At 72.1% G+C, this 22098-nt stretch carries 18 protein-coding genes; 14 read left to right on the top strand and 4 right to left on the bottom strand.

Annotation, left to right across the window (positions count from 1 at the left end; translation table 11 throughout):
- Positions 1 to 181 precede the first annotated feature (181 nt).
- Both ACFRAR_RS23725 and ACFRAR_RS23720 read right to left on the bottom strand, forming a co-directional pair.
- Positions 182 to 832: a response regulator gene (locus tag ACFRAR_RS23725; protein ID WP_380700154.1), complete on the bottom strand. Its 651-nt coding sequence runs from the start codon at positions 830 to 832 to the stop codon at positions 182 to 184.
- Positions 820 to 2064 (bottom strand): histidine kinase, encoded by a 1245-nt coding sequence (locus tag ACFRAR_RS23720; protein ID WP_380700153.1) that lies wholly within the window; start codon positions 2062 to 2064, stop codon positions 820 to 822. The genes ACFRAR_RS23725 and ACFRAR_RS23720 overlap by 13 nt, the downstream gene beginning before the upstream one ends.
- Before the next feature lie 68 nt (positions 2065 to 2132).
- On the opposite strand from ACFRAR_RS23720, the gene ACFRAR_RS23715 reads away from it, so the two are divergent.
- Together ACFRAR_RS23715 and ACFRAR_RS23710 are read left to right on the top strand one after the other, a co-directional pair.
- Complete coding sequence (locus ACFRAR_RS23715) at positions 2133 to 2420, top strand: hypothetical protein (RefSeq protein ID WP_380700152.1); 288 nt, start codon at positions 2133 to 2135, stop codon at positions 2418 to 2420.
- Complete coding sequence (locus ACFRAR_RS23710; protein WP_380700151.1) at positions 2413 to 3780, top strand: FAD/NAD(P)-binding protein; 1368 nt, start codon at positions 2413 to 2415, stop codon at positions 3778 to 3780. The genes ACFRAR_RS23715 and ACFRAR_RS23710 overlap by 8 nt, the downstream gene beginning before the upstream one ends.
- Positions 3781 to 4147: 367 nt before the next feature.
- On the opposite strand, the gene ACFRAR_RS23705 is transcribed toward ACFRAR_RS23710, so the two are convergent.
- Positions 4148 to 5554 (bottom strand): hypothetical protein, encoded by a 1407-nt coding sequence (locus ACFRAR_RS23705; protein WP_380700150.1) that lies wholly within the window; start codon positions 5552 to 5554, stop codon positions 4148 to 4150.
- Between the two features lie 51 nt (positions 5555 to 5605).
- A complete protein-coding gene (locus ACFRAR_RS23700) occupies positions 5606 to 6871 on the bottom strand; it encodes an MFS transporter (protein WP_380700149.1) in 1266 nt (421 codons plus the stop codon).
- Between the two features lie 737 nt (positions 6872 to 7608).
- Between ACFRAR_RS23700 and ACFRAR_RS23695 the strand changes: the two genes are divergently transcribed.
- The 12 genes from ACFRAR_RS23695 (at position 7609) to ACFRAR_RS23640 (ending at position 21998) form a co-directional block, all read left to right on the top strand.
- Positions 7609 to 8535, top strand: a complete 927-nt coding sequence (locus ACFRAR_RS23695; protein ID WP_380700148.1) for an acetaldehyde dehydrogenase (acetylating) — start codon at positions 7609 to 7611, stop codon at positions 8533 to 8535.
- On the top strand, positions 8532 to 9545 hold the full coding sequence (gene dmpG / locus ACFRAR_RS23690) for a 4-hydroxy-2-oxovalerate aldolase (protein WP_380700147.1): 1014 nt from the start codon (positions 8532 to 8534) through the stop codon (positions 9543 to 9545). Before ACFRAR_RS23695 ends, dmpG begins: the two co-directional genes overlap by 4 nt.
- A 62-nt stretch (positions 9546 to 9607) precedes the next feature.
- Positions 9608 to 10474: a cupin-like domain-containing protein gene (locus ACFRAR_RS23685; protein WP_380700146.1), complete on the top strand. Its 867-nt coding sequence runs from the start codon at positions 9608 to 9610 to the stop codon at positions 10472 to 10474.
- Complete coding sequence (locus ACFRAR_RS23680) at positions 10474 to 11727, top strand: aminotransferase class I/II-fold pyridoxal phosphate-dependent enzyme (protein ID WP_380700145.1); 1254 nt, start codon at positions 10474 to 10476, stop codon at positions 11725 to 11727. Before ACFRAR_RS23685 ends, ACFRAR_RS23680 begins: the two co-directional genes overlap by 1 nt.
- On the top strand, positions 11724 to 12656 hold the full coding sequence (locus ACFRAR_RS23675; RefSeq protein WP_380700144.1) for an HpcH/HpaI aldolase/citrate lyase family protein: 933 nt from the start codon (positions 11724 to 11726) through the stop codon (positions 12654 to 12656). Before ACFRAR_RS23680 ends, ACFRAR_RS23675 begins: the two co-directional genes overlap by 4 nt.
- Positions 12653 to 13714, top strand: coding sequence for an ornithine cyclodeaminase family protein (locus ACFRAR_RS23670; RefSeq protein ID WP_380700143.1), 1062 nt, complete (start codon positions 12653 to 12655; stop codon positions 13712 to 13714). Before ACFRAR_RS23675 ends, ACFRAR_RS23670 begins: the two co-directional genes overlap by 4 nt.
- Positions 13701 to 15059 (top strand): hypothetical protein, encoded by a 1359-nt coding sequence (locus ACFRAR_RS23665; protein ID WP_380700142.1) that lies wholly within the window; start codon positions 13701 to 13703, stop codon positions 15057 to 15059. Before ACFRAR_RS23670 ends, ACFRAR_RS23665 begins: the two co-directional genes overlap by 14 nt.
- Complete coding sequence (locus tag ACFRAR_RS23660; RefSeq protein ID WP_380700141.1) at positions 15056 to 15583, top strand: MaoC family dehydratase; 528 nt, start codon at positions 15056 to 15058, stop codon at positions 15581 to 15583. Before ACFRAR_RS23665 ends, ACFRAR_RS23660 begins: the two co-directional genes overlap by 4 nt.
- A gap of 48 nt (positions 15584 to 15631) precedes the next feature.
- Complete coding sequence (locus tag ACFRAR_RS23655; protein ID WP_380700140.1) at positions 15632 to 17143, top strand: aminopeptidase P family protein; 1512 nt, start codon at positions 15632 to 15634, stop codon at positions 17141 to 17143.
- A gap of 212 nt (positions 17144 to 17355) precedes the next feature.
- Positions 17356 to 19467 (top strand): FAD-dependent oxidoreductase, encoded by a 2112-nt coding sequence (locus ACFRAR_RS23650; RefSeq protein WP_380700139.1) that lies wholly within the window; start codon positions 17356 to 17358, stop codon positions 19465 to 19467.
- Complete coding sequence (locus tag ACFRAR_RS23645; RefSeq protein ID WP_380700138.1) at positions 19464 to 21296, top strand: alpha-keto acid decarboxylase family protein; 1833 nt, start codon at positions 19464 to 19466, stop codon at positions 21294 to 21296. Before ACFRAR_RS23650 ends, ACFRAR_RS23645 begins: the two co-directional genes overlap by 4 nt.
- Before the next feature lie 159 nt (positions 21297 to 21455).
- The gene (locus tag ACFRAR_RS23640; protein ID WP_380700137.1) at positions 21456 to 21998 is read left to right on the top strand and encodes a hypothetical protein; all 543 of its coding nucleotides are present in this window, start codon (positions 21456 to 21458) and stop codon (positions 21996 to 21998) included.
- The last annotated feature ends 100 nt before the right edge of the window (positions 21999 to 22098 follow it).

Raw genomic sequence — 22098 nt, 5'->3', positions numbered from 1 at the left:
GGGCGATGGCGGCGCTCACCGCGGTTCCGGAGACGGTGAACTCCTGCTCGGAGACGGTGATCCGGTCGCCGACGCCGACGCCGACGCCGAATGCCTGGGCGAGCGCGGCCTCCACGACCACCGAGCCGTCCGGTCCGACCCAGCGGCCGGCGCTCGGCTGCGGCTGGTCCACGACCGCCGGTCAGGCCCGGGACGCTCCCAGGAACCGCAGCACGGCGAGGACGCGGCGGTGGTCCGCGTCGACCACAGGCAGGTCGAGCTTGGCGAAGATGTTGTTGATGTGCTTGGCCACCGCGCTCTCGCTGACCCCCAGCGCCTGCGCGATGCCCGCGTTGGAGCGCCCCTCGGCCATGACGCCCAGGACGTCCCGTTCACGCGGGGTCAGCCGCTTCAGTGGGTCGCCGTCACGCCGAAGCAACAGCTGGGCGACGACCTGCGGATCCAACGCCGTACCCCCGGCCGTCACCCGCCGCACCGCCTCCACGAACTCCGCGACATCGGCGACTCGCTGCTTGAGCAGGTAGCCGACGCCGCTGGTGTTGGCGGACAGCAGGTCGGCCGCGTACCGCTCCTCCACGTACTGCGACAGCAGCACCACCGCCGTCCGCGGCCACCGCCGGCGGATCTCCATCGCCGCGCGCACCCCCTCGTCGGCGAAGCCCGGCGGCATCCGGACGTCGACCAGGGCGAGTTCGGGCCGGTGCTCCTCCACCGCCGCCAACAGCGCCTCTCCGTCGCCGACTTCCGCGACGACCCGGAACCCGCCCGTCTCCAGCACCTTGACCAGGCCGACCCGCAACAGCACCGAGTCCTCGGCGATCACCGCCCGCACGGCAACTCCGCCGCCACGATGGTCGGTCCCCCCACGGGGCTGCTGACGCGGAAGGTGCCGTCGATGGAGCCGACCCGCTTGGCCAGCCCGCTCAGCCCCGTACCGGCGGAGGCGTCGGCCCCGCCCAGTCCGTCGTCGGTGACGTGCACCCGCAACACCTTCCCGACCCGCCTGACGGCCACTTCGGCACGCGTCGCACCGGCGTGCTTCGTCACATTGGTCAGTGCCTCGGAGATCACGAAGTACGCGACCGACTCCACGACGGGCGCCACCCGCGCCTCGAGCTCGACCCGCAGGCGCACCGGCAGGGGCACCCGCGCGACCAGCCCGGACAACGCCGCGTCCAGTCCGCGGTCTTCGAGCACGGCCGGATGCAATCCCCGGACCAGGTCGTTGAGTTCGGAGATCGCCTGCTTCGCTTCGAGGTGCGCCTCCGCGATCATCGCGCGGGTCTCGCCCGGCATGTCGGGGCGCGCGGCCATGGCCAGGCCCAGGTTGACCGCGAGGGAGACCAGCCGCTGCTGGGTGCCGTCGTGCAGGTCGCGCTCGATGCGACGGCGCTCGGCATCGACGGCTTCGATCAAGCCGGTCCGGCTCTCGGCCAGGTGGTCGACCTGTTCCTGGAGCTGCTGGGTCCGACTGGGCCCGAGGAGGGCCGCCGCCAAACGCGACTCGACCCGGGCCACCGCACCCGCCGTCCAGGGCACGGCGTACAGGAGGACGAGTCCGCCCAGCGTGTAACACGGCAGCTGCGTCGCGTAGCCGAACCAGTCCTCGCGGACCCCCGTCGGCAGCGCCCACGCCCAACCGAAGGCGGTGGCGCCCGCCAGGCCCGCGATCGCCGCCGCGAGCACCAGCAGCTCCGGCACGGCCAGCAACGGGCCCAGGAGGAGGTGGTACCCGACCTGGTGCCAGGTCCGCGTCGAGAAGAGCCATCGGACGGCTGACGCCCACGACCAGTGCTCCGGCGTGGGCGTCAGCCGGGGGATGTCCACCCCGAGGAGTGCCCGGTGGCGCGCCCGTTGAACGGCCGTCAGCACCGGGACACCGAGCATGATCAGGACGACCGACGTGGGAAGCGTGAACGGCCAGTTGCCCGTCTTGGCGGTGAAGGCCACGCCCCAGACCCACGCGGGTGCCAGCATCAGGTGCGGCGGAACGCCGGCGGCCAGGAAGCCGGTGTCCCGCCGCGCCCGAAGTACCGAGCGCCGCAACCCGGGTGGAATCGTCATGGTGCGACCCTAGGCCACCTCCACGAGGGTGTGCCATGAGCCTTGTATCCGGTTCCATGGTGAAACCAGTGCCACCCCACGAGCCACGGCAGCCCGCTCACGCGCCACGCCGCGGCCGGCCCTCGATCGCCCGCGCGCTGCTCGAACAGCGCTCCGCCCCCCGGGGGCCGACCGTCGACGACACCGGCCACGCCGCGCCGCGCACCGCCGGTCCGCGGGCCCCCGACGGCTACAGTGACAACCGCCGCACCGGCTCGTTCCTGCTGATCGACCCGGCCGACGGCGCCACCCTCACCGCCGGCATCGCCGGCGGCAAGGAGCTCTCCCCCTTCCGAGGTGACCTGACCGATGCCTGAGGCCCTCCGCTGTGTCTCCGTGGTCGGCGCGGGAGCCGCCGGCACCCTGACCGCGGCACAGCTGCTCCGCCGGGCCGCCGCGCTGCGGCTCGACCTGGCGGTGCGGCTGATCGATCCGGCGGCCGCCGCCGGCCGGGGGGTGGCCTACACCACGAGCGCCGCGCACCATCTGCTGAACGTCCCCGCCTGCGGGATGAGCGCCTTCCCCGACAGGCCGGACCACTTCGTCCGCTGGCTGGCCCGGCGCTCCCCCGGCGCCCACACCGGCGGTGACTACGTCCCCCGGGCACTGTACGGCGAGTACCTCGCCGACGTCCTGGCCCGGGCGGCCCGGTCCGGCCCCGGGCGGCTGCACCGGATCCACGAGCGAGTCGTGGGTGTGCGCCGGACCGACCGCGGTGTGACGCTCGCCCTGGAGTCCGGCGGGCCGCTGCCGGCCGAGGCGGTCGTCCTCGCCCTGGGCAACTTTCCTCCGACGGAGGCCTGGGTCCCTCCCACTCTGCGCCGTTCCCCCCGGTACCTGGCCGATCCGTGGGCCCCGGGCGCCCTCGCCGGCCTCTCCCCCGACGGCGACGTCCTGCTCGTCGGCACCGGGCTGACCATGGTCGACGTGGCGCTCACCCTCAGCCGGGCGGGCCTCGCCGTCCGGGCGATCTCCCGGCACGGCCTGGTGCCCCAGCCGCACGCCGAGTCACCGCTGCCCGCCGTGCCCGCGCCGCACTTCGCGCCGGGCGCGGACCTCCAGCAGGTGCGCCGGACCGTGCTGAGCCACGTCTCGGCCTGCCGTCGCGAGTACGGCGACTGGCGGGTGGGGATCGACGGCCTGCGTCCGGTCACCGCCGAACTCTGGCAGCGGCTGTCCCTCACCGACCGCGCCCGTTTCCTGCGCCACGACCACGGCCTGTGGAACGTCCACCGGCACCGCGTCCCGCCGGCCAGCGCCCGGGCCCTGCGCGACGGAATCGGCGCGGGCCGGATCCTGGTCACCCCGGGCGAGGTCGCCGACGCCGTGCCGAGCGAGGATTTCGTCCTGGTCCGTCTTCGCGACGGGCGCACCCTGCGCGTCGGTGCCGTCGTCAACTGCACCGGCCCCCAGGCCGATGTCCGCCGTCTGGACGACCCGCTCGTCGCCGACCTCCTCGCCACCGGCCTGGCCGTCCCCGATCCGACCGGTGTCGGCTTCCACACCTCCCCCTGCGGTCGCCTGCACCCCCCGGCCGGGGCCCCGCCGGCACCCCTCTGGACACTCGGCCCGCCTCGCCGCGGCGCCCTCCTGGAATCCACCGCCATCCCCGAGATCCGCGCCCAGGCCCGCGCGCTCGCCGCCACCCTCCTGAATACGCCTCACGACGCCGGTTAGGGCTTGTCCGGTCGGCCGGACAGGGCCTGGCACCGGTGCCCGGTCGTCCGGCGCGGCTCGTCGAGTGCGGCCGTGGGAAATGGGCCGAGAAGGCCGAATCGATCGGCTGCCGTCCCATTCCCGCTCCGGCCGCATTCCGTGCCGCACTGCTCGTCCTGACCGAACCCGGGTCGAGCGGTGAATCACCGAGCCGGCCGGCCATCGGAGCCCGACCCGCCCGGGCCCCGTCTCGATCGAACCCGAACAAGTGGCGAAACCCGCTGTCGGCAGGAATGCGAATGGCTGGTCGCGGGTTGTTCGCGGCGGAATCACTTGGTATCCCGATCCGCGACGAACGGAATCCGGGATCCCGCCGCTCAGGCCTCGGTCATTCGCCGCCGTGGAAGACGCAGCCGACCAGGGCGCCGCTGCCCATGCTGACCACGCCCACCGCCGGGTCGGCGCTGGCCCGGACGAAGCCCCCGGCGTAGCCGTCGGCGGCGGCGGTGCGGGCGCCCAGGTAGAGGCCCCAGTTGAGGAAGAGGTCCCGCACGCCGCCGGCGCCGTCGGGGAACGGCTCGGCGGCGGGGCGCACCCGCCGCTGGAGCACGTAGGGGCCGTTCATCGCCGAGGCGACCCTGCTCTCCCACTCCGCCGGATCCGTCTCCCAGCCGGCGGTGATGCCGTGGCCGCCGTGCAGCAGTGTCGGCTTGAGGATCAGCTCGTGCCGGTGGGCCAGGGCGTGGGCGACCAGGTCGACCCGGCTGCCGCCGGGGTCGGTGGCGTGCGGGCGGACGTAGCGCGTCCACGGCAACAGCCGGTCGAGGCAGGCGAGTTCGGCGGCGTCGAAGAGGTCGCGGTGCTGTTCGTCGGAGAGCATCGCCAGGGTGCCCTTGTTGCCGTACAGTTCGGCGTCCAGCCGGCTGAACAGGCCGGCCTTGCCCTGCTCGACCGCGGTCAGCAGCGGCTCCAGCTGGGCCGCCGAGGCGGGGTCGGTGAGGTCCTCGGGCAGGAAGTAGCGGAACACCACGTCGACGGCCCGGCCGGAGACCGTCGGGCGGCCGTCGGGGTAGGTGAACTCGCTGAGGTCGCACGCGATTCCCTCGACTCCGTGGTCGGCGAGCTTCGCGGCGAGCACCCCCAGCCGGGGGCCCACGACGGCGAAGTTCTCCACCGTGTCCACCACGGCGACGACGGGTGCCCGGTCGGCGGGGATGTTCGCGGCGCACTCGGCCCGCATGGTCCGCACCATGTGGCCCAGCGTGTCCTCGTAGCGGAGCCCGTGCTGCCGGACGAACTCCTCCAGCGGCGGGTACTCCAGCATCGCCCGGTTGATGTCGGCGTTCTCGAAGCCGCCGAGCGCGCTGGTGAGGTTGAACTCCAGGAGCTTGAACCCCGTGCCGTCGTGGTAGAGGTCGGCCCGCCCCAGCGGGTGGAGCGTCCCGGTCCGGGCGCTGCGGGTGATCAGTGCCGACTGCAGGGGGTCGAGGCCGACCGCCGCCGCCAACTCGGTGATGCTGCCGCCGAACAGACGCTCCGGCAGCGAGCGCAGCAGCCCGTAGACGGTGTGGAGGTCCTCGACGACGGTGCGGCGCTCGGTCTCGCCGAGGAAGGCGGGGCCGTTCAGGAACCGGTCCTGGTAGGCCAGGGTGAGGGTGGCCGACGCCCGGGCGGCGGCCGTGGGGTGGCTTCCCCCCTGGTGGCCGCCCGTCGACGCGTGCCGCGCCACGAGCCGCTCCCCGTACGCGTGGCTCAACCGCGATCCGGGCGGGCTGGAAGGGCTCGTGGTCGTCATCGCATGTCCTGTTCCGCTAGTGGGTGGTACCGGGTGAGCGCGGCCGCGCGCTCAGTTCGTCTCGGCGGGTGACGCGGCCTGTTCGGCGCGGGTGATCCAGTGGCGGCGGGCGCCCGCGAGGAGTGCCACCGCGACGAAGGCCATGGCGGCGGCGCCGACGCCGAACACCGCACGGGTGCCGATCTCGGCCGCGAGGATGCCGCCCGCTGCCGCGCCGAGCGGCAGTCCGCCCCAGGAGACCAGCCGGTACACGCTGTTCGCCCGCCCGAGCAGGTGTTGCGGCACCAGGGTCTGCCGCAGGACGACCACGACGACGTTCCACGTCACCGTCCCGCAGGCGAAGATCGTGAGGGCCGCGCCGGCCGCGTACACCGAGGGCACGGTGGCCAGCACCGTCTCGCTGACGGTGATCAGGACGGCGGTGGCGACCAGCGCCCCCTCCCGGCCGAGGCGTTCCGTCAGGGCGGGGGCGAACCGGGAGGCCAGGACGGCGCCGACGGCCTGGCAGGCGAGCAGGACGCCGTACCCGAACGCGCCCAGGTGGAGGTCCTTCCCGCTGTACACCACGAGCACGGCGAGCATCGCGTTGCCGGCGAGGTTGATGAAGCAGGACACCAGGGCGAGGCTGCGCAGCAGTTGGTGCGAGAACAGCCACTTGGCGCCGGCCATCATCTCCGACATCACGCCGGCCCGGTCCGCTCCGCGCTCGATCGGCCGGGTGTGACGGATCCGGCTGACCAGGACGGCGGAGCACAGGAAGGTGGCCGCGTCCACGCCGAAGGGCAGGGCCACCGCCACTCCGAAGATCAGCGCGCCGAGGAGCGGGCCGATGAAGCCGGTGCCCGCCTCCTGCGCGCCCATGATGCGGGCGTTGGCGATGGAGAGCCCGGCCTTCGGGGTGATGAACGGGACGAGCACCTGGGCGGCGTTGCGGCTGAGGACCTCGCCGGTGCCGAGCAGGAACATGCACCCGTAGAGCAGTGGCAGTCCGCCCCAGCCGCCGAGGATCCCGGCGGTGAGCGTCGCGAGCAGGGCGGCCCGGACGATGTCGACGCGCACCATCATCTTCCGGATGTCGACGCGGTCGGCCAACAGGCCCGCCGGGATGCCGAACAGCACGAACGGCGCGGTGAAGCAGACCGAGGCGGCGCCGATCAGGCGGGGGTCGTCGGTCAGCCGGGCGGCCAGCAGGGGGCTGGCGGCGATCGTGGCGCCGTCCCCGAGCGAGGAGACCGCGGCGGACCACCAGAGCCGTGAGAAATCCCGGCCCAGGCGCAGCGGTTGCGAGCCGGCCTCTTCCATTGTCGATGCGCTCATGACAGCGCGCGGCAGTAGAGCCGACAGTCCATGGGTTCCCCTCCGAAAGGTGCCGCTCCGTCATTGACGCCCCATCAAGGCGTCGTCGAACGACGAGGCCCGCGTGGTCAGGAGCATGCGGAAACCGACAATAGTCGGCGTCCGCGAAAGCGTCGAGAGAAAGATCGCCGGCATCGGTCCGACCGGCCGGACGTGCCCGAAAGAAGATCAAATTCCCTGCCGCCGGGCAGGTCCGTGAACTGCCGTCTTCTGATATGTTCGCCGCCGCTGGGCCTGAATCGGCAGCGGCCGACGGGCATGCATGGGAGGGCATGCCTGGCACCGGGCTTTCACACACCGCGTCAAGACCCCCTGGGTCGTGCTCGTGCACGACCGATTCAGCGCGACGACCGGCGGTCGCGTGGTCTTGAGTGTCCGCGTTTCCCGAAACGCGCGACCACGCATCGACTTCCTCACGCTTCGCCTCGCGGTGGTCCGCCGGCAGTGCCTGCCGTCGACCGCGCCGGAGGCCGCGTGAACGAACCACGTCGACACACGGTCCGGGATCGACCACGTCCCGGCGAGTCTCCTGAGTGTCTGCAGTCAGGGCTGCCGCGGAGCAGCCCCGCACATCGAAGGATGAGGGCAACGTTCATGGGTACCTGCGAACCGGATGCGATGAGGCATACCGGCATCACCTGCCGTCGCCTCGTGCACCATCAGCGAAACCGCCGCCCCGGCGCCCACGGGGGCAGGCCTTGAGTGCCGCGGCGGCTCTGAGGAGCCCCCGCCCCCAGGTCGCCGATCCGGTGACCGTCGCCGTCATCGGGACCGGCGCGATCGGCCGGGACCTGGTGAGCAAGATCGACCGGTCCCCGGCGCTGGAGTGCCTGCTGGTGGCCGGACGCAATCCGGAGTCGGCGGGCCTGCGGTACGCCGAGAGCCTCGGCTACGCCACCACCGCGGGCGGCATCGAGGCCCTCCTGGCCGCTCCGCGCCCGTTCGACGTCGTCTTCGACGCCACCAGCGCCGCGTCCCACCGGGAGCACTGGCGGCTGCTCGAACCGCTCGGGACGCTGGTGATCGACCTGACGCCCAGCAAGGTCGGGCAGATGGTGGCGCCCACCGTGACCGGCGCGTCGACCACCGGACGGAACGTCAATCTGATCAGCTGCGGCGGCCAGGCGTCCGTCCCGGTCGTGCACGCGCTCGCCGCGAGCTTCCCGGTGACGTACTTCGAGGTCGTCTCGACCGTGGCCAGCGAGGTCGCGGGCCGCGCCACCAGGATGAACCTGGACGAGTACGTGGCGACCACCGGTCACGCCGTCACGACGTTCTCCGGCGTGAGCGACGTCAAGGCGATCCTCAACATCAGCCCCGCGGTGCCCCCGGCGACGTTCCGTACGGCCGTCCACGCCCGCATCGCCGACGCCGACGCGGCCGCGGTGCGCGCGGTGGTCGACCGGGTGGCCGAGCAGGTGCGCTCGTTCGCCCCCGGCTACCGGGTCATCGCCTGCACGGCGGCCGGGGACCTGGTGACGATCACCGTGGAGGTGACGGCGCACAGCGACGTGCTGCCGCCGTACGCCGGGAACCTCGACATCATCAACTCCGCCGCGGTCATGGTCGCCGAGCAGTACGCGACCCGGCCCGACCGGGCGGCCCGGACGGGAGTGGCCTCGTGAAGCAGGTGCTGATCCACGACCCGACGCTGCGGGACGGCCAGCACGCCGTCCGCCACCGGCTCGGCGTCACCGCGCTGAGGCGGTACGCGGAGGCGGCCGACGCCGCGCGGATCCCGGTGGTGGAGGTCGGCCACGGCAACGGGCTGGGCGCCTCCTCGCTCCAGGTCGGGCAGGCCGCGGTGAGCGACGACGAGATGCTGTCGACCGTCCGCGAGGCGCTGCGCAACAGCCGGATGGGCGTCTTCATGCTGCCCGGCTGGGGCACCTCCGAGGACCTCCGGCGGGCGATCGCCCACGGGGTCGACGTCGTCCGCATCGGCGTGCACGCCACCGAGACGTCCCTGGCCGAGCGCCACCTGGGCTTCCTGCGGGACGCCGGTGCCGAGGGCCACTGCGTCCTGATGATGAGTCACATGGCCACGCCCGCCGAGCTGGCCGAGCAGGCCGCGCGGGCCGTCGGGTACGGGGCGCAGGCCGTGGGGATCATGGACTCCGCGGGGCACTTCCTCCCGGCGGACGTCACCGCGCGGATCGGCGCGATCGTCGAGGCGGTCGACGGCCTCCCGGTGATCTTCCACGGGCACAACAACCTCGGGATGGCCGTGGCCAACTCGGTGGCCGCCGCCGACGCCGGCGCGCTGATCCTCGACGGCTGCGCCCGGGGCTTCGGCGCCGGCGCGGGCAACACCCAACTCGAAGTTCTGGCACCGGTGTTGGAGCGCAGCGGGTACGCCACCGGGATCGACCTGTACGCGCTGCTCGACGCCGCCGACCTCGCCGAGCGCGAACTCATGCCGGCACCGCCGGTGACCGCCTCGATGAGCATCGTCAGCGGCCTGGCGGGAGTGTTCTCCGGGTTCAAGCACCGGGTGGTCGAACTCTCCGCGGCCGCCGGCGTGGACCCGCGCGACGTCTTCTTCGAGCTCGGCCGACGGCAGGCCATCGCCGGTCAGGAGGACCTGATCGTGGACGTGGTGACCGAGCTGAGCGGGCGAGGGACCCGCGTCTGACCATCGCATCCATCGCATCCGACGACTTCGAGAAGTTCGAGAAGAAGGGCAGGGAAAGCGACATGGCAGTACCGGAGACCGCGTCCGGGTCGAGCCGGACGGCGGGTGTCGAAGTCACCCGCATGACGTTCGACCAGTTCATGGCCGTCGGCCCCGAGGGGCTGTACAAGGCCGACCGTCCCGTGGTGATCAAGCTCCCGGACAGCGTGCAGGGACTGGGCCGCGACGAAGTGGCCGCGCGGCTGGCCGAGATGACCGTCACCCTGTTCAGCGAGCCGGGCGACAAGAACCACCCGGGCCGGTGGGAGACCCGGGACATCCGGCTCCGCGAGTTCTTCGCGGACGAGCGCCACCTCACCAACTCGGGCACCTGGCACCGGGTGGTGTCCAACATCCGCAGCAGCCCGGCCGACGTGAACGCCGTCATCGGCTTCGACGCCGAGGAGTTCTTCGGCTACGGCAACGCCCTGTACGCGGCCAACCTGTGGATCAGCCACCAGGGCGTGTTCACCAAGAACCACTTCGATGAGTTCGAGAACTTCAACATCGCGCTCGAGGGCCGCAAGCGCTTCATCATCGCTCCCCCGGGCGTCCGCGACTACTACCCGCGGTCGATCCTGCGCGGGTACGGTGACAAGTCCCGGGTGTTCGACCTCGACGACGTCGACCTGAAGCGCTACCCGAAGCTGGCGGCCAAGCTCGCCCAGCGTCGGGACTTCGTCCTCGAACCCGGCCACATGCTCTACCTGCCGCTCGGCTGGTGGCACCAGGCCGAGTCGCTGGACGACATGAACATCAACGTCAATTTCTGGCTCAAGTCCAAGAAGATCCTCCGTAGGCCGCACGTGCTCGGCGTCGCCCTGTACACGTACGCCTACCGGAGGCTCAAGGGTGTCTACAGCTACAAGCCCACCGAGGTGAACTCCTGATGAGCGACCGCAAGTCCATCACCCCCGCCCACCTGTACCGCAACAACGACAAGCTCATCGGCATCGGCAACACCTTCTGGAACACGTCCTACGAGAACGGGGTCGCCGGTGTCGTCGGCGACCTCCAGGACGGCGTCTTCACGATGGCCGACGGGCACGAGTTCGTGAACTTCACGGTCTGCTCCTACCTGGACCTGGACACCCACCCCAAGGTCATCGACGGCGCGGTCGAGTCGCTGCGCCGCTTCGGCGTGCTGGACCACTGCATCCCGCGCACCCGCGTCCAGACCTCGGTCCTGCTGGAGCTGGAGGAGTCGCTCGGCGAGCTCTTCGGCGCGATGGTGATCAGCGCGCTGTCCACCGCCGCGGCCAGCACCGGCCTGCTCCCGCTGATCGCCTCGGGCCACCTGGGCAACGGCACCCGGCCGCTGATGGTGTTCGACAAGAACGCCCACGTCTCGATGGGCAACGCCAAGCCGGCCTGCGCCGACGAGACCGAGGTGGTCACCAGCAGGCACCACGACCTCGACTTCCTCGAGGACAAGTGCCGCACCTACGAGCGCGTCTGCTACGTGGTCGACGGCTCGGACAGCCTCGGCGGCTACGCTCCCGTCGAGGAACTGGCCGTGCTCCAGGAGAAGTACAACCTCCTGGTCTTCTACGACGACTCGCACTCGCTGTCCGCGTACGGCGAGCGCGGCATCGGCTACGTCCGCTCGCACGCCCCGATCCTGGACGAGCGGACCATCACCGTCGCGACCCTGACCAAGGGCTTCGGGGCCGGCGGCACGGCGATCCTGCTCGACGGCTACTCCGAGGACACCCGGCGCCTCATCGAGCGCTTCGCCGGCCCGCTGGGCTACTCGCAGAAGATGAACGCCGCCGCGGTCGGCGCGGCGATGGCCTCGGCCGAGATCCACCGCACCGAGGAGCTGAACCGGCTCCAGGCGAAGCTGCGCGCCAACATCTCGCTGTTCGACTCGCTGGTCACCACCGAGCAGGCCGAGGCCACCTTCCCGATCCGCGTCGTGCCGATGACCGACGAGACGGTCGTCGAGGCCGCCAGGAAGGTCTTCGCCGCGGGCTTCTACACCTCGCCGGTGTTCTTCCCGATCGTCGCCCGCGGCACCGCCGGACTGCGCGTGATGCTGCGGGCCGGCCAGACCGAGGACCAGATCCGCCGGCTCGCCGCCGCGCTGATCCAGGCCGGCGCGCTCCCGGCGGGTGCCGGGCCGCGGCCGGTGGCCAAGTGACCGGCACGGCCCGGGCGGTACCGCGCAGCATCCTGTACACCCCGGCCCTGTCGCTGGACCGGGTGGTCAAGGCGTGGTCGTACGACGCCGACGTCCACCTGATCGACCTGGAGGACTCCGTCCCGCCCGCCGACAAGCCGGCCGCCCGCGAGGTCTGCCGGGCCGCGCTGGAGAAGGCCCCGCGGCCGGCGAACGTCGCGGTGCGCATCAACGAGCTCGGCAGCCTCGCGGCGGTGCACGACGTGCTGATGCTGGCGGACAGTCAGGTGAAGGCCGGCATCGTCCTGATGACGATGGTGACCTCCGCGGAGGAGGTCGACCTGCTGCGCCGGATGCTGGCCTCGGCCGGCGCCCGCCCCGAGGTCTACGTGACGGTGGAGACGGTCGAGTCGGTCAGCCGCATCGACTCCATCGCGCGCGCCGCGGACGGCCTGGTGTTCGGCTCCGCCGACCTGGCCGCCACGATCGGGGTCGACATCGGCTGGGAGGCCATGCTGGCGGCCCGCCAGGCGATGGCGATGGCCTGCGCCCGGTTCGGGACGGCCTGCGTCGACACCGCCAACTACCGGCTCGCCGAACCGGACGTCCTCACCGAGGAGACCACCCGGGTCCGGGCGCTCGGCTTCCACGGCAAGGCGACCGTCCACCCGCGCGAACTCGACGTGATCAACCGGGTGTTGCGGGCCCGGCCCGACGAACTGGCGCTGGCGCGCCGGGTGGCCGAGGCCGTGGCCGCGGCCGACGGCGGGATCGCCGTGCTGGACGGCAACATGGTCGGGCCGCCGTTCGCCCGGCGGGCGCGCGACACCGTCGCCCGCGAGGACGCCTGGGCGGGCCGGTTCGGCACCGCCCCCGCGGACGACGCCGGGAACGACGGCACGACCGCGAACGACGACGGCGGCGACGCCGGGAAGGGCGGCCGGGCATGAGCGCCGCACCCGTCACGGTCGGCGCCGCCGACATGGCCGGACCGCTGCCGATGATCCGCGTGATCGACGTGCTCGGCGAGATGTTCGTGGACCTGGCCGCCGGCCGGACCACCTCCCCGGCCCGGACCGTCGTCGAGCACGGTGACCAGCGCGTGCTGCTGGTCAGCCCCGCCGTCTGGGAGCGGCGCGGGGTGGGCAGCGTCAAGGTCACCACGCTCACCCCGGACAACCCGGGCCGCGGGCTGCCGCTGATCCACGGGATCGTCGCGCTCACCGACCTGGAGACGGGGCGGATCACCGCCCTGCTGGACGGCGCCGAACTCACCGCCGTCCGCACCGGCGCGGTCGCCGCCCTGGCGACCCGCTGGTGCACCCCCGAGGACGCCGACGACCTGGCCGTGATCGGCGCGGGCGTCCAGGCGCGCGCGCTGATCCGGGCGGTGTCGGCGGTGCGCCCGATCCGCACCGTCCGGATCCACTCGCGCACCCGGGCCCGCGCCGAGGAGCTCGCGGACTGGGTCCGGGCCACCGCGGACCGGCCCGTCCGGGTGACCGTCCACGACACCGCGAGGGAGGCCGTCGCCGGTGCGCCGATCATCTGCACGGCCACCTCCACCGACGACGCCACCCCGGTGGTCGAGGCCGGCTGGGTGGCCGCCGGGGCGCACGTGAACGTGATCGGCGGCACCCACCCGGACGCCGTCGAGCTCGACCCGGCCCTGCTGGCCGAGGCCGTGACCGTCGTCGAGGAGCGGACCGCCGCGCTGGACGGCGCGGGCGAGGTCCGGGCCGCGCTGACCGGCGGCCTGATCGGGGCCGAGGACCTGTACGAGGTGGGCCGGCTGGTGAACGGCGAGATCGCCGTGGCCGGCCGGACCTCGGTCCTGCGCACGGTCGGCATGGCCATCGAGGACACCGCCGCCGCGGTGGCGCTGTTCGAGCAGCACCGGGCGGCCCGGCAGGAAGCGGCCCGGCAGGAAGCGGCCCAGCGGGAGGCGGGCGAGCCGTCCGCCGCCGCCGAGCCGACAAGGGAGGGAGTGCCGGATGGGCACGCATGAGGACCTCGGCGGGGCGAACGGTCACCCGTGGTTCGGGACGCACCGGATCAAGCCCGCCGCGCCGGCGGAGACGATCCGGCAGATGCTGCGCCATGAGCTCCGGGACACCGGCTGGCCCTACCAGCCGGTACTGCCCGCGGCGCCGATGGCGATCCCGCGCGCGTCCTACGCCGAGGTCTTCCGGGTGAGCGTGGCGCTGGTCGAACTGCTGCGCCGCACCGCCCTGGAGACCGGGCGCACCAACGCCGACCGGCTGGCCGCCTACGGCATGCCCGCCGAAGAGGACCGGCTGTGGATCGACGACGCCTTCGTCGAGGAGCGGTACGCCGACAGCGTGGTCCGGCCGGACCTGGTCATCGGGCCGGACGGGCCGCAGTTCCTGGAGTTCAACGTCAGCGGCGCGCTGGGCGGCGTGGTGGAGACGCAGAGCCGCCTGGCGGTGTGGAACGGCCTCCACGCCGACCGGGACGGCCGGGTCCCGTACCGCTCCCCGAACCCGCTCGCCGTCCGCGCCGAGATGTTCCGCTCGCTCGCCGCGGACCTGGCGCTGGCGCCGCGGGTGGCGGTCGTCGGCAGCTCCCGGGTGCCCGGCGTGGAGCCGCGGTACTTCGAGATGGAGACCGACTACTACAACAGCCACGGCCTGACCGCGCGCTTCTTCGAGCCGGAGGAGCTGCACCGGGCCTGGGACTGCGCGCCGCACCTGCGCCATTCGATCGGGCTGCGGAACTTCACCATCCCGGACTGGCTGGAGGCGGGGATCGACACCGCCCCGGTCCAGGACGCCCTCGACAACGGCTGCGTGCTGGTGGGCACCCAGACGTCGACCTTCCTGCACAGCAAGCTCACCATGGGCCTGCTGTCGGAAGGGCGGCCCTGGATGACCGAGGGCGAGCGCCGGCTCGTCGAGCGGTACCTGCCGTGGACCCGGGTGCTCTCGGAGCGGAAGACCGAACGCGAGGGCCGGCAGGTCGACCTGCTCCCCTTCGTGCTGGCGAACCGGGAGCAGCTGGTGCTCAAGGCCGCCCTCGGGGACTGCGGCAAGCAGGTGGTCCTCGGCCGCGAGACCGACCAGGCCGCGTGGGAGTCCGCCGTCGGCGAGGCGCTCGCGAGCGGCCCCAGCATCGTGCAGCAGTTCGTGCGGCCCCAGGGCTGCAAGGTCTCGCTGATCACCGACGGCTCCGACGAACCGCAGGACGTCGACGTCGCCCCGGTGCTCGGCCCGCTGGTGTTCGGCGGCCGCCCGGCCGGGCTGTTCTGCCGGTTCTACGGCGACGGCACCGCCGGGATCGTCAACGTCCGCGGGAGCATCAGCAGTTCCGACAATGTGATGGTGGCGGTATGACGCTTCGTCGGGTGAACGACAACGAGTACGTCGAGGAACACGGCGGGGACTACGAGGACTTCGAGCCCGGCATGGTGATCCGGCACTGGCCGGGCCGCACCCTCTCCGAGGCCGACAACACCTGGCTGACCCTGCTGACCATGAACCAGCACCCGCTCCACTTCGACACCCACTACGGGGCCGGCGCCGAGTACGGGAAGGTGCTGGTCAACAGCGGCATCACGCTGTGCCTGATCGGCGGGATGACCGTGCAGGCGCTGTCGGCGCGGGCGGTGGCCAACCTGGGCTGGGACAGGGTCCGGCTGAAGGACCCGGTCTTCGTCGGCGACACCCTCTACGCGACCAGCCGGATCCTCGACAAGCGGCTGTCCCGGTCCCGGCCGGGGCAGGGGATCATCACGGTGGAGACGACGGGCACGAAGTCGACGGGAGAGACCGTCATCGTCTTCGAGCGGTCGTTCATGGTGCGCTGCCGCGAGCAGGCCTCCTCCCCCGGAGAGGACCGGGCCGCACAGGAATCCTGAGCGGCCGTCAAGCTCCACGTAATTGTTCGATATGACAGGATATTTGGCATGACCAGCGAGAATCAGCCCAAGGCCGGCCACCGGGACACCCCCGTCAGCACCGTGTTCCGGGAGTTCATGGCCTCGGGATGGGCGGCCGACGACCGCTCCCCCGCGCCCCGCGCCGAGGTGGCCGATCACGCGGCCCGCCGCCGTGCGGCCCTGTCCCTGCGGTTCCCCGGCGAGCGGCTCGTCCTCCCCGGCGGCGGCCTGAAGGTGCGCAGCAACGACACCGACTTCACCTTCCGTCCGCACACCGCCTTCGCCCACCTGTCCGGGATCGGCTCGGACGCGGAGCCCGACAGCGTCCTCGTGCTGGAGCCCGAGGCCGAGGGCGGGCACCGGGCCGTCCTGTACTTCCGCCCGCCGGCGCCGCGGGACACCGAGGAGTTCTACACCGACTCCCGGTACGGGGAGTTCTGGGTCGGCTACCGCCCGACCATCGCCGACGTCGAGTCGCGGCTCGGGCTCACCGCCCGCCACATCGACGAGCTGGAGGCCGACCTGGCGAAGGACGAGGCGGCCGCCCGGCTCCGCGTCGTGCGCTCGGCCGACCGGAAGCTCGCCGAGCTCGTCGACACCGTCCGCACCCAGGCGGGCACCTCCCTCACCGCCGAGGAGCAGCAGGAGGCCGACGCGGAGCTCGCCCGCGAGCTGTCCGGGATGCGGATCGTCAAGGACGCGTGGGAGGTCGGCGAGATGCGCAAGGCGATCGCCGCCACCCACAAGGGCTTCGAGGCGATCATCACCACCCTGCCGGAGGCCGTCCGCAAGGGCCGCGGCGAGCGCTGGGTCGAGGGCGTCTTCGGCCTGTACGCGCGGCACGAGGGCAACGGGATCGGCTACGAGTCGATCTGCGCGGCCGGCGACCACGCCAACACCATCCACTGGACGAGGAACACGGGCGAGGTCCGCGAGGGCGACCTGATCCTGGTCGACGCCGGGATCGAGATCGACTCGCTGTTCACCGCCGACATCACCCGCACCCTTCCGGTGAACGGCCGCTTCACGGACGTCCAGCGCAGGATCTACGACGCCGTCCACGCGGCGCAGCGGGCCGGCATGGAGGCGGTGCGGCCCGGCAACCGGTTCAGCGACATCCACGCCGCCGCGAACGAGGTCATCGCCCGGCACCTGTACGAGTGGGGCCTGCTGCCCGAGGGCGTCACCCTGGAGCAGACCCTCGACCCGGAGAACGGCGGCTGGCACCGCCGCTGGATGGTCCACGGCACCTCCCACCACCTGGGCATGGACGTGCACGACTGCCAGCTGCTGCTGCGCGAGGACTACATGGACGGCGAGCTGAAGCCGGGCATGATCGTCACCGTCGAGCCGGGCCTGTACTTCAAGGCGGACGACCTGCTGGCGCCGGAGGAGTTCCGCGGCATCGGCGTGCGCATCGAGGACGACGTGCTGGTGACCGAGGACGGTCACGAGAACCTCTCCGCCGCGATGCCGCGCGGCTCCCACGAGGTGGAGGAGTGGATCGCCCGGGTGTCGGGCGCCGCCGAGAACCGCTGACCGCGGCGGAGCCACGGAGATCGAATCGAGAGGCAGCCCCGGCGGGGCTGCCTCTCGGCATGAGCGGAGGCGTCCGGCGGCTCCGCGCGACCCACCGGGCGGACGGCCTCCGGTTGACAGGACTCTCGACGCGAAGGCTACGTTGGGTGGCGGACCCATCACATCTCGTGATCATCCTGCCCTGCCACCCACTCGCCGCGAGGTAACCGCGCATGACCACCACCCCCACCGGCACCGCCGGCGATCGCGCCCACCGGCAGACCAGCCGGCAGCTGGCACGCGAACTGCTGCTGATCGGTCCGGACGACGAAGACCTGAAGCTGCGCTACCTCGACGTCCTGATCAAGAACGGCATCCCGGGGACGGACGAGCCCAAGGACGTGCTGATCGTCGGCGCGGGCATCGCCGGTCTGGTCGCCGGAAAGCTGCTCAAGGACGCCGGGCACAACGTCACCGTCCTGGAGGCCAACGCCAGCCGGGTGGGCGGGCGGATCAAGACCTTCCGCACCACCGACGACGAGACCGACGGGCCGTTCTACGACCCGGAGCAGTACGCCGAGGCCGGGGCGATGCGACTGCCCAGCTTCCACCCGCTCACCCTGGCGCTGGTCGACAGCCTCGGCCTGAAGCGGCAGCTGTTCTTCAACGTCGACGTCGATCCGGACACCGGGAACCTCGACGCGCCCGCCCCGCCGGTGGTCTACGAGTCCTTCGAACCCGGCAAGGTCTGGAAGTACGGCCCGGACAGCCCGGCCTTCCTCGAACCGGACAAGCGCTTCAACTCCTGGATCCGCACGAACCGGATCCAGGCCCGCCGCGGCGAGTACGCCGCCGACCCGAGCTGCGTCAACGAGGGCTTCCACCTCACCGGCGACGAGGCGCGGGTCACCGCCGCCGACATGGTCAACCAGGCGCTGGAGCCGGTCCGCGACTACTACTCGGTGGTCAAGGACGGCAAGCGGGAGAACAAGCCGTTCGCCGAGTGGCTGGACGGCTGGGCCCGGGTGATCCGCGACTTCGACGGCTACTCGATGGGCCGCTTCCTGCGCGAGTACGCGGGCTTCAGCGACGAGGCCATCGAGGCGATCGGCACGATCGAGAACATGACCTCGCGGCTGCACCTGGCCTTCTTCCACACCTTCCTGGGCCGCAGCGACATCAACCCGACCGCCACCTACTGGGAGATCGCGGGAGGCAGCTGGAACCTGCCCCACGCGCTCGCCCAGGACCTCCGGGAGGAGCTGCGGATGGGCGAACGGATGATCCGGATGGAGTACTGGGACCCGCACCGGGACGGCGGCGGGGGCCTCACCGTCGGCCCGAACGGGCCGCGGGTCGCCGTCCACACCGTCCCCGAGGGCGATCCGGAGGCCGAACCCGAGGTCTGGACGGGCGACTTCGCGATCGTCACGGTCCCGTTCTCCGCCCTGCGCTTCGTCCAGGTGACGCCCCCGTTCTCGTACAAGAAGCGCCGGGCGATCATCGAGACCCACTACGACCAGGCCACCAAGGTGCTGCTGGAGTTCTCCCGCCGCTGGTGGGAGTTCACCGAGGCGGAGTGGAAGACCGAACTCGACTCCATCGCGCCCGGCCTGTACGAGTACTACCAGCGGGCCGGCGAGGAGGACGCCGAAGCGGCCGTGGCCGCCTCCCACAACGGCCACCGGCCGCCGCGCGACCTGCCGGCGGTGCTGCTCGGCGCGCACTCCAGCGTCGACGAGCGGCGGATCAGCCAGGCCCAGCAGGACGTCTACCGCCACACCGCGCTGCTGCGGGCGAGCGTACGCCCCGCCACCAACTGCTTCGGCGGCGGTTCGACCACCGACAACCCGAACCGCTTCATGTACTACCCCTCGCACCCGGTGCCCGGCGGCGACGGCGGCGGCGTGGTGCTGGCCAGCTACAGCTGGTCGGACGACGCGGTGCGCTGGGACTCCATGGAGGACGACGAGCGCTACGTCTACGCGCTGCGCAACCTCCAGTCGGTGCACGGCCGCCGGATCGAGGTGTTCTACACCGGCTACGGGCAGACCCAGAGCTGGCTGCGCGACCCGTACGCCTTCGGCGAGGCGGCGGTGTACACCCCGCACCAGATGACCAGCTTCCACCTCGACGTGGTCAAGCCGGAGGGCCCGGTGCACTTCGCCGGCGAGCACGTCTCGCTCAAGCACGCCTGGATCGAGGGCGCGGTGGAGACCGCGGTGCGGGCGGCCATCGCCGTCCACGAGGCGCCACCGCCGCCGCCTCCGGCCCGCCCGGAGATCCGGCCGGAGACGCGGGCCGGCCGGGAAGGCCGGCAGGAACAGGAGGCGATGAGCCGATGAGCGGCGACGACGATTGGACGGTGGCCCGCTACCTGGCCACCAGGCTGGAACAGCTGGGCATCCGGCACCTGTTCGGGGTGCCGGGCGACTTCCTCGGCCCGTTCCTGACGATCATGCAGGCCACCACCGGGGTCCGCTGGATCGGCACCCCGACCGAGATGGGCGGCGGCTATGCCGCGGACGCCTACGCCCGGGTGCGGACCGCCGACACCGAACCGGGCACGGCCCAGCCGGGCGTCGGCGCCGTCGCGGTGACCTACGGGGTGGGCGCGTTCAGCCTGCTCAACACGATCGGCGGCGCCTACGTCGAGGACGTACCGCTGATCGCGATCAACGCCGCGCCCTCGTACGAGCAGTGGCTCAACTACCAGGCGGTCGGCCTGCTCACCTCGCACATGAGCCCGCGCCGGGAGAGCAACCTGGACGTCTACCGGCAGGTCACGGTGGACGCGCAGGTGCTCTCCAACCCGGGGCTCGCGGCCTCGCAGATCGACAGTGCGATCACCGCGTGCCTGACCCAGCGCAAGCCCGTCTACCTGGAGGTCATGGAGGACCTCTGGCACGCGCCCTGCGATCCTCCACTGGGTGAACTCCGCGCTCACGAGCGGCCGTTCACCCAGCGGAACAAGGACATGCTGGAGAAGGCCGTCACGGCGGCGGTGGAGCTGATCGGGAAGTTCGGCACACCGATCGTCTGGGCCGGCGAGGAACTCGTCCGCCTGCGGCTGGAGAACGAGCTGCTGGAGTTCGTGCAGTCCACCCGGATGCAGTTCTGCACCACGGTCGGCGCGAAGTCCGTGGTGTCCGAACGGCACCCGCTGTTCGCCGGCGTCTACAACGGCAAGGCGAGCCTGCCGGAGATCCGGAAGACCTTCAAGAACACGGGGTGCCGGATCGGCCTGGGCACCTGGTCCACGTCCAAGAACCTCGGCGGCGAGCAGTCCATCGGCGACGACTGGATCGTGGCGGCCCGCGACGGCGTCAGCGTCGGCGCCAAGTACTTCCCCGAGGTCCAGCTCGGCCGGTTCATCACCGCGTTGCGCGAGGCCCTGGTCGGGCAGACCTTCCCGGCCGACCACTTCGCGCTGGCCCACGCGGCAGGCCTGGACGTCCCGGCCAGCACGGCCGACTTCCTGGAATCGCTGAGCACCGACCGGTACCCGGAGGAGCTGACCTACGACAGCTTCTTCGAGCACGTCAACTTCTTCCTGGAGCACCGGGCCACCGGCGGGGACCCGCAGGCCCCCTCGCCGTTCACGGTCGTCTCGGACGCCGCGTTCGCGCTGCTCGGCTCGATGAACCTGCGGATCCCCGAGCGGGCCGGCTTCCTGGCGCAGAACAGCTGGCTGTCCATCGGCTACTCGGTCGGCGCGGCCACCGGCGTGGCACTGGGCCGGCAGCAGCCGTTGAGGCGCCCGCTGGTGTTCGTCGGGGACGGCTCCTTCCAGGAGATCTGCCAGGAGCTGTCCACCCAGGTGCGCCACCACCTGCGGCCGGTCGTCTTCGTCCTGGACAACGAGGGCTTCTACGGCATCGAGCAGATGCTGGTCAGCCCCTGCTACTACAAGGAGAGACCGTCGGACGGGGCCGACTTCTACAACGTGCTGCACCCGTGGCGGTACGAGAAGCTGGCCGAGGTGTTCGGCACCGACAAGGACCGGATGCACGGGTTCGAGCTCTCCACCCACGCCGAGCTCGAAACGCTCCTGACGGACATCGCCGACCCCGGCAACGACATCAACCACGCGCCAATCCTGGCCCGTGTCCGGCTCAGCCGGCACGACTACCCGAGGGCGCTCCAGTACAAGATCGACGAGAACTGCCCGTAGCCCCCTCCCCCACCGGCCCCGCCCCCGGCGGGGCCGGTGCGCACCACAGAGGGGAGCGCCCCGAACAACTCTTCGGCAAAATAGGGCGAATGTGCCATTCCTGGATCGATTGGCCGAATCCAACCACCGCCGCCATCGGAACCCCTACTCTCTGATGTCGTGTCCGATACTCATCGTCACGCCGGAGGCGCCCTGCCTCCCGGTGTCCTCACCACCAGGTCCCGCAGCCTCCCCGACGGCCTGCCGTTCCACGCGCACGCCGTCGCCCTCGCGGCCCCGGAGGTGAGCGCGCTGGCCGGCCTCCTGCTGGTCCCGCGCTTCACGGCGTTCGTGACCGACCACGTCGGGGAGACGTACAGTCCGCTGCCGTACCTGCTGGCCTTCGAAGGCTTCGACCACATGGAGCGCGGCCACCACCTGCCGGTGGACCTCCCCGGAGAGCCGGCCGAGCGGAAGGGGTGGGCGCTGCGCCGCCGCCGGGACCAGGTGGAGGTCTCCCGCTACCGCAAGAGCCTCTTCCGGGGCCGGCCCGTCTCCTTCCCCGACCGGGAGGGCGGCGAGGAGTGGTGGCGCCGGGCGCTCGTGCGGCAGGGCAGCGCGGTGGTCCTGATCCCCGACTCGACGCCGGTCGAGACCGACCCGGAGGTGCTCGCCAGGACCGTCACCGGGTCCTGGGGCGTGCTGCCGGCCAGGAACTTCTGACCGAACCGCCGGACGTCCATCCGTCCGGCAGGCCCGCGCGCCGGACGGAACGCGGGCCGGACGGAACGCGGCGGGGCTCGTACGGCACGACCGGACGTGC

Origin of the sequence: Kitasatospora sp. NPDC056651 (genome assembly GCF_042792155.1) — a bacterium.
Taxonomy (GTDB): Bacteria; Actinomycetota; Actinomycetes; order Streptomycetales; family Streptomycetaceae; genus Kitasatospora.
This window is presented reverse-complemented; position numbering and strand designations above follow the sequence as displayed.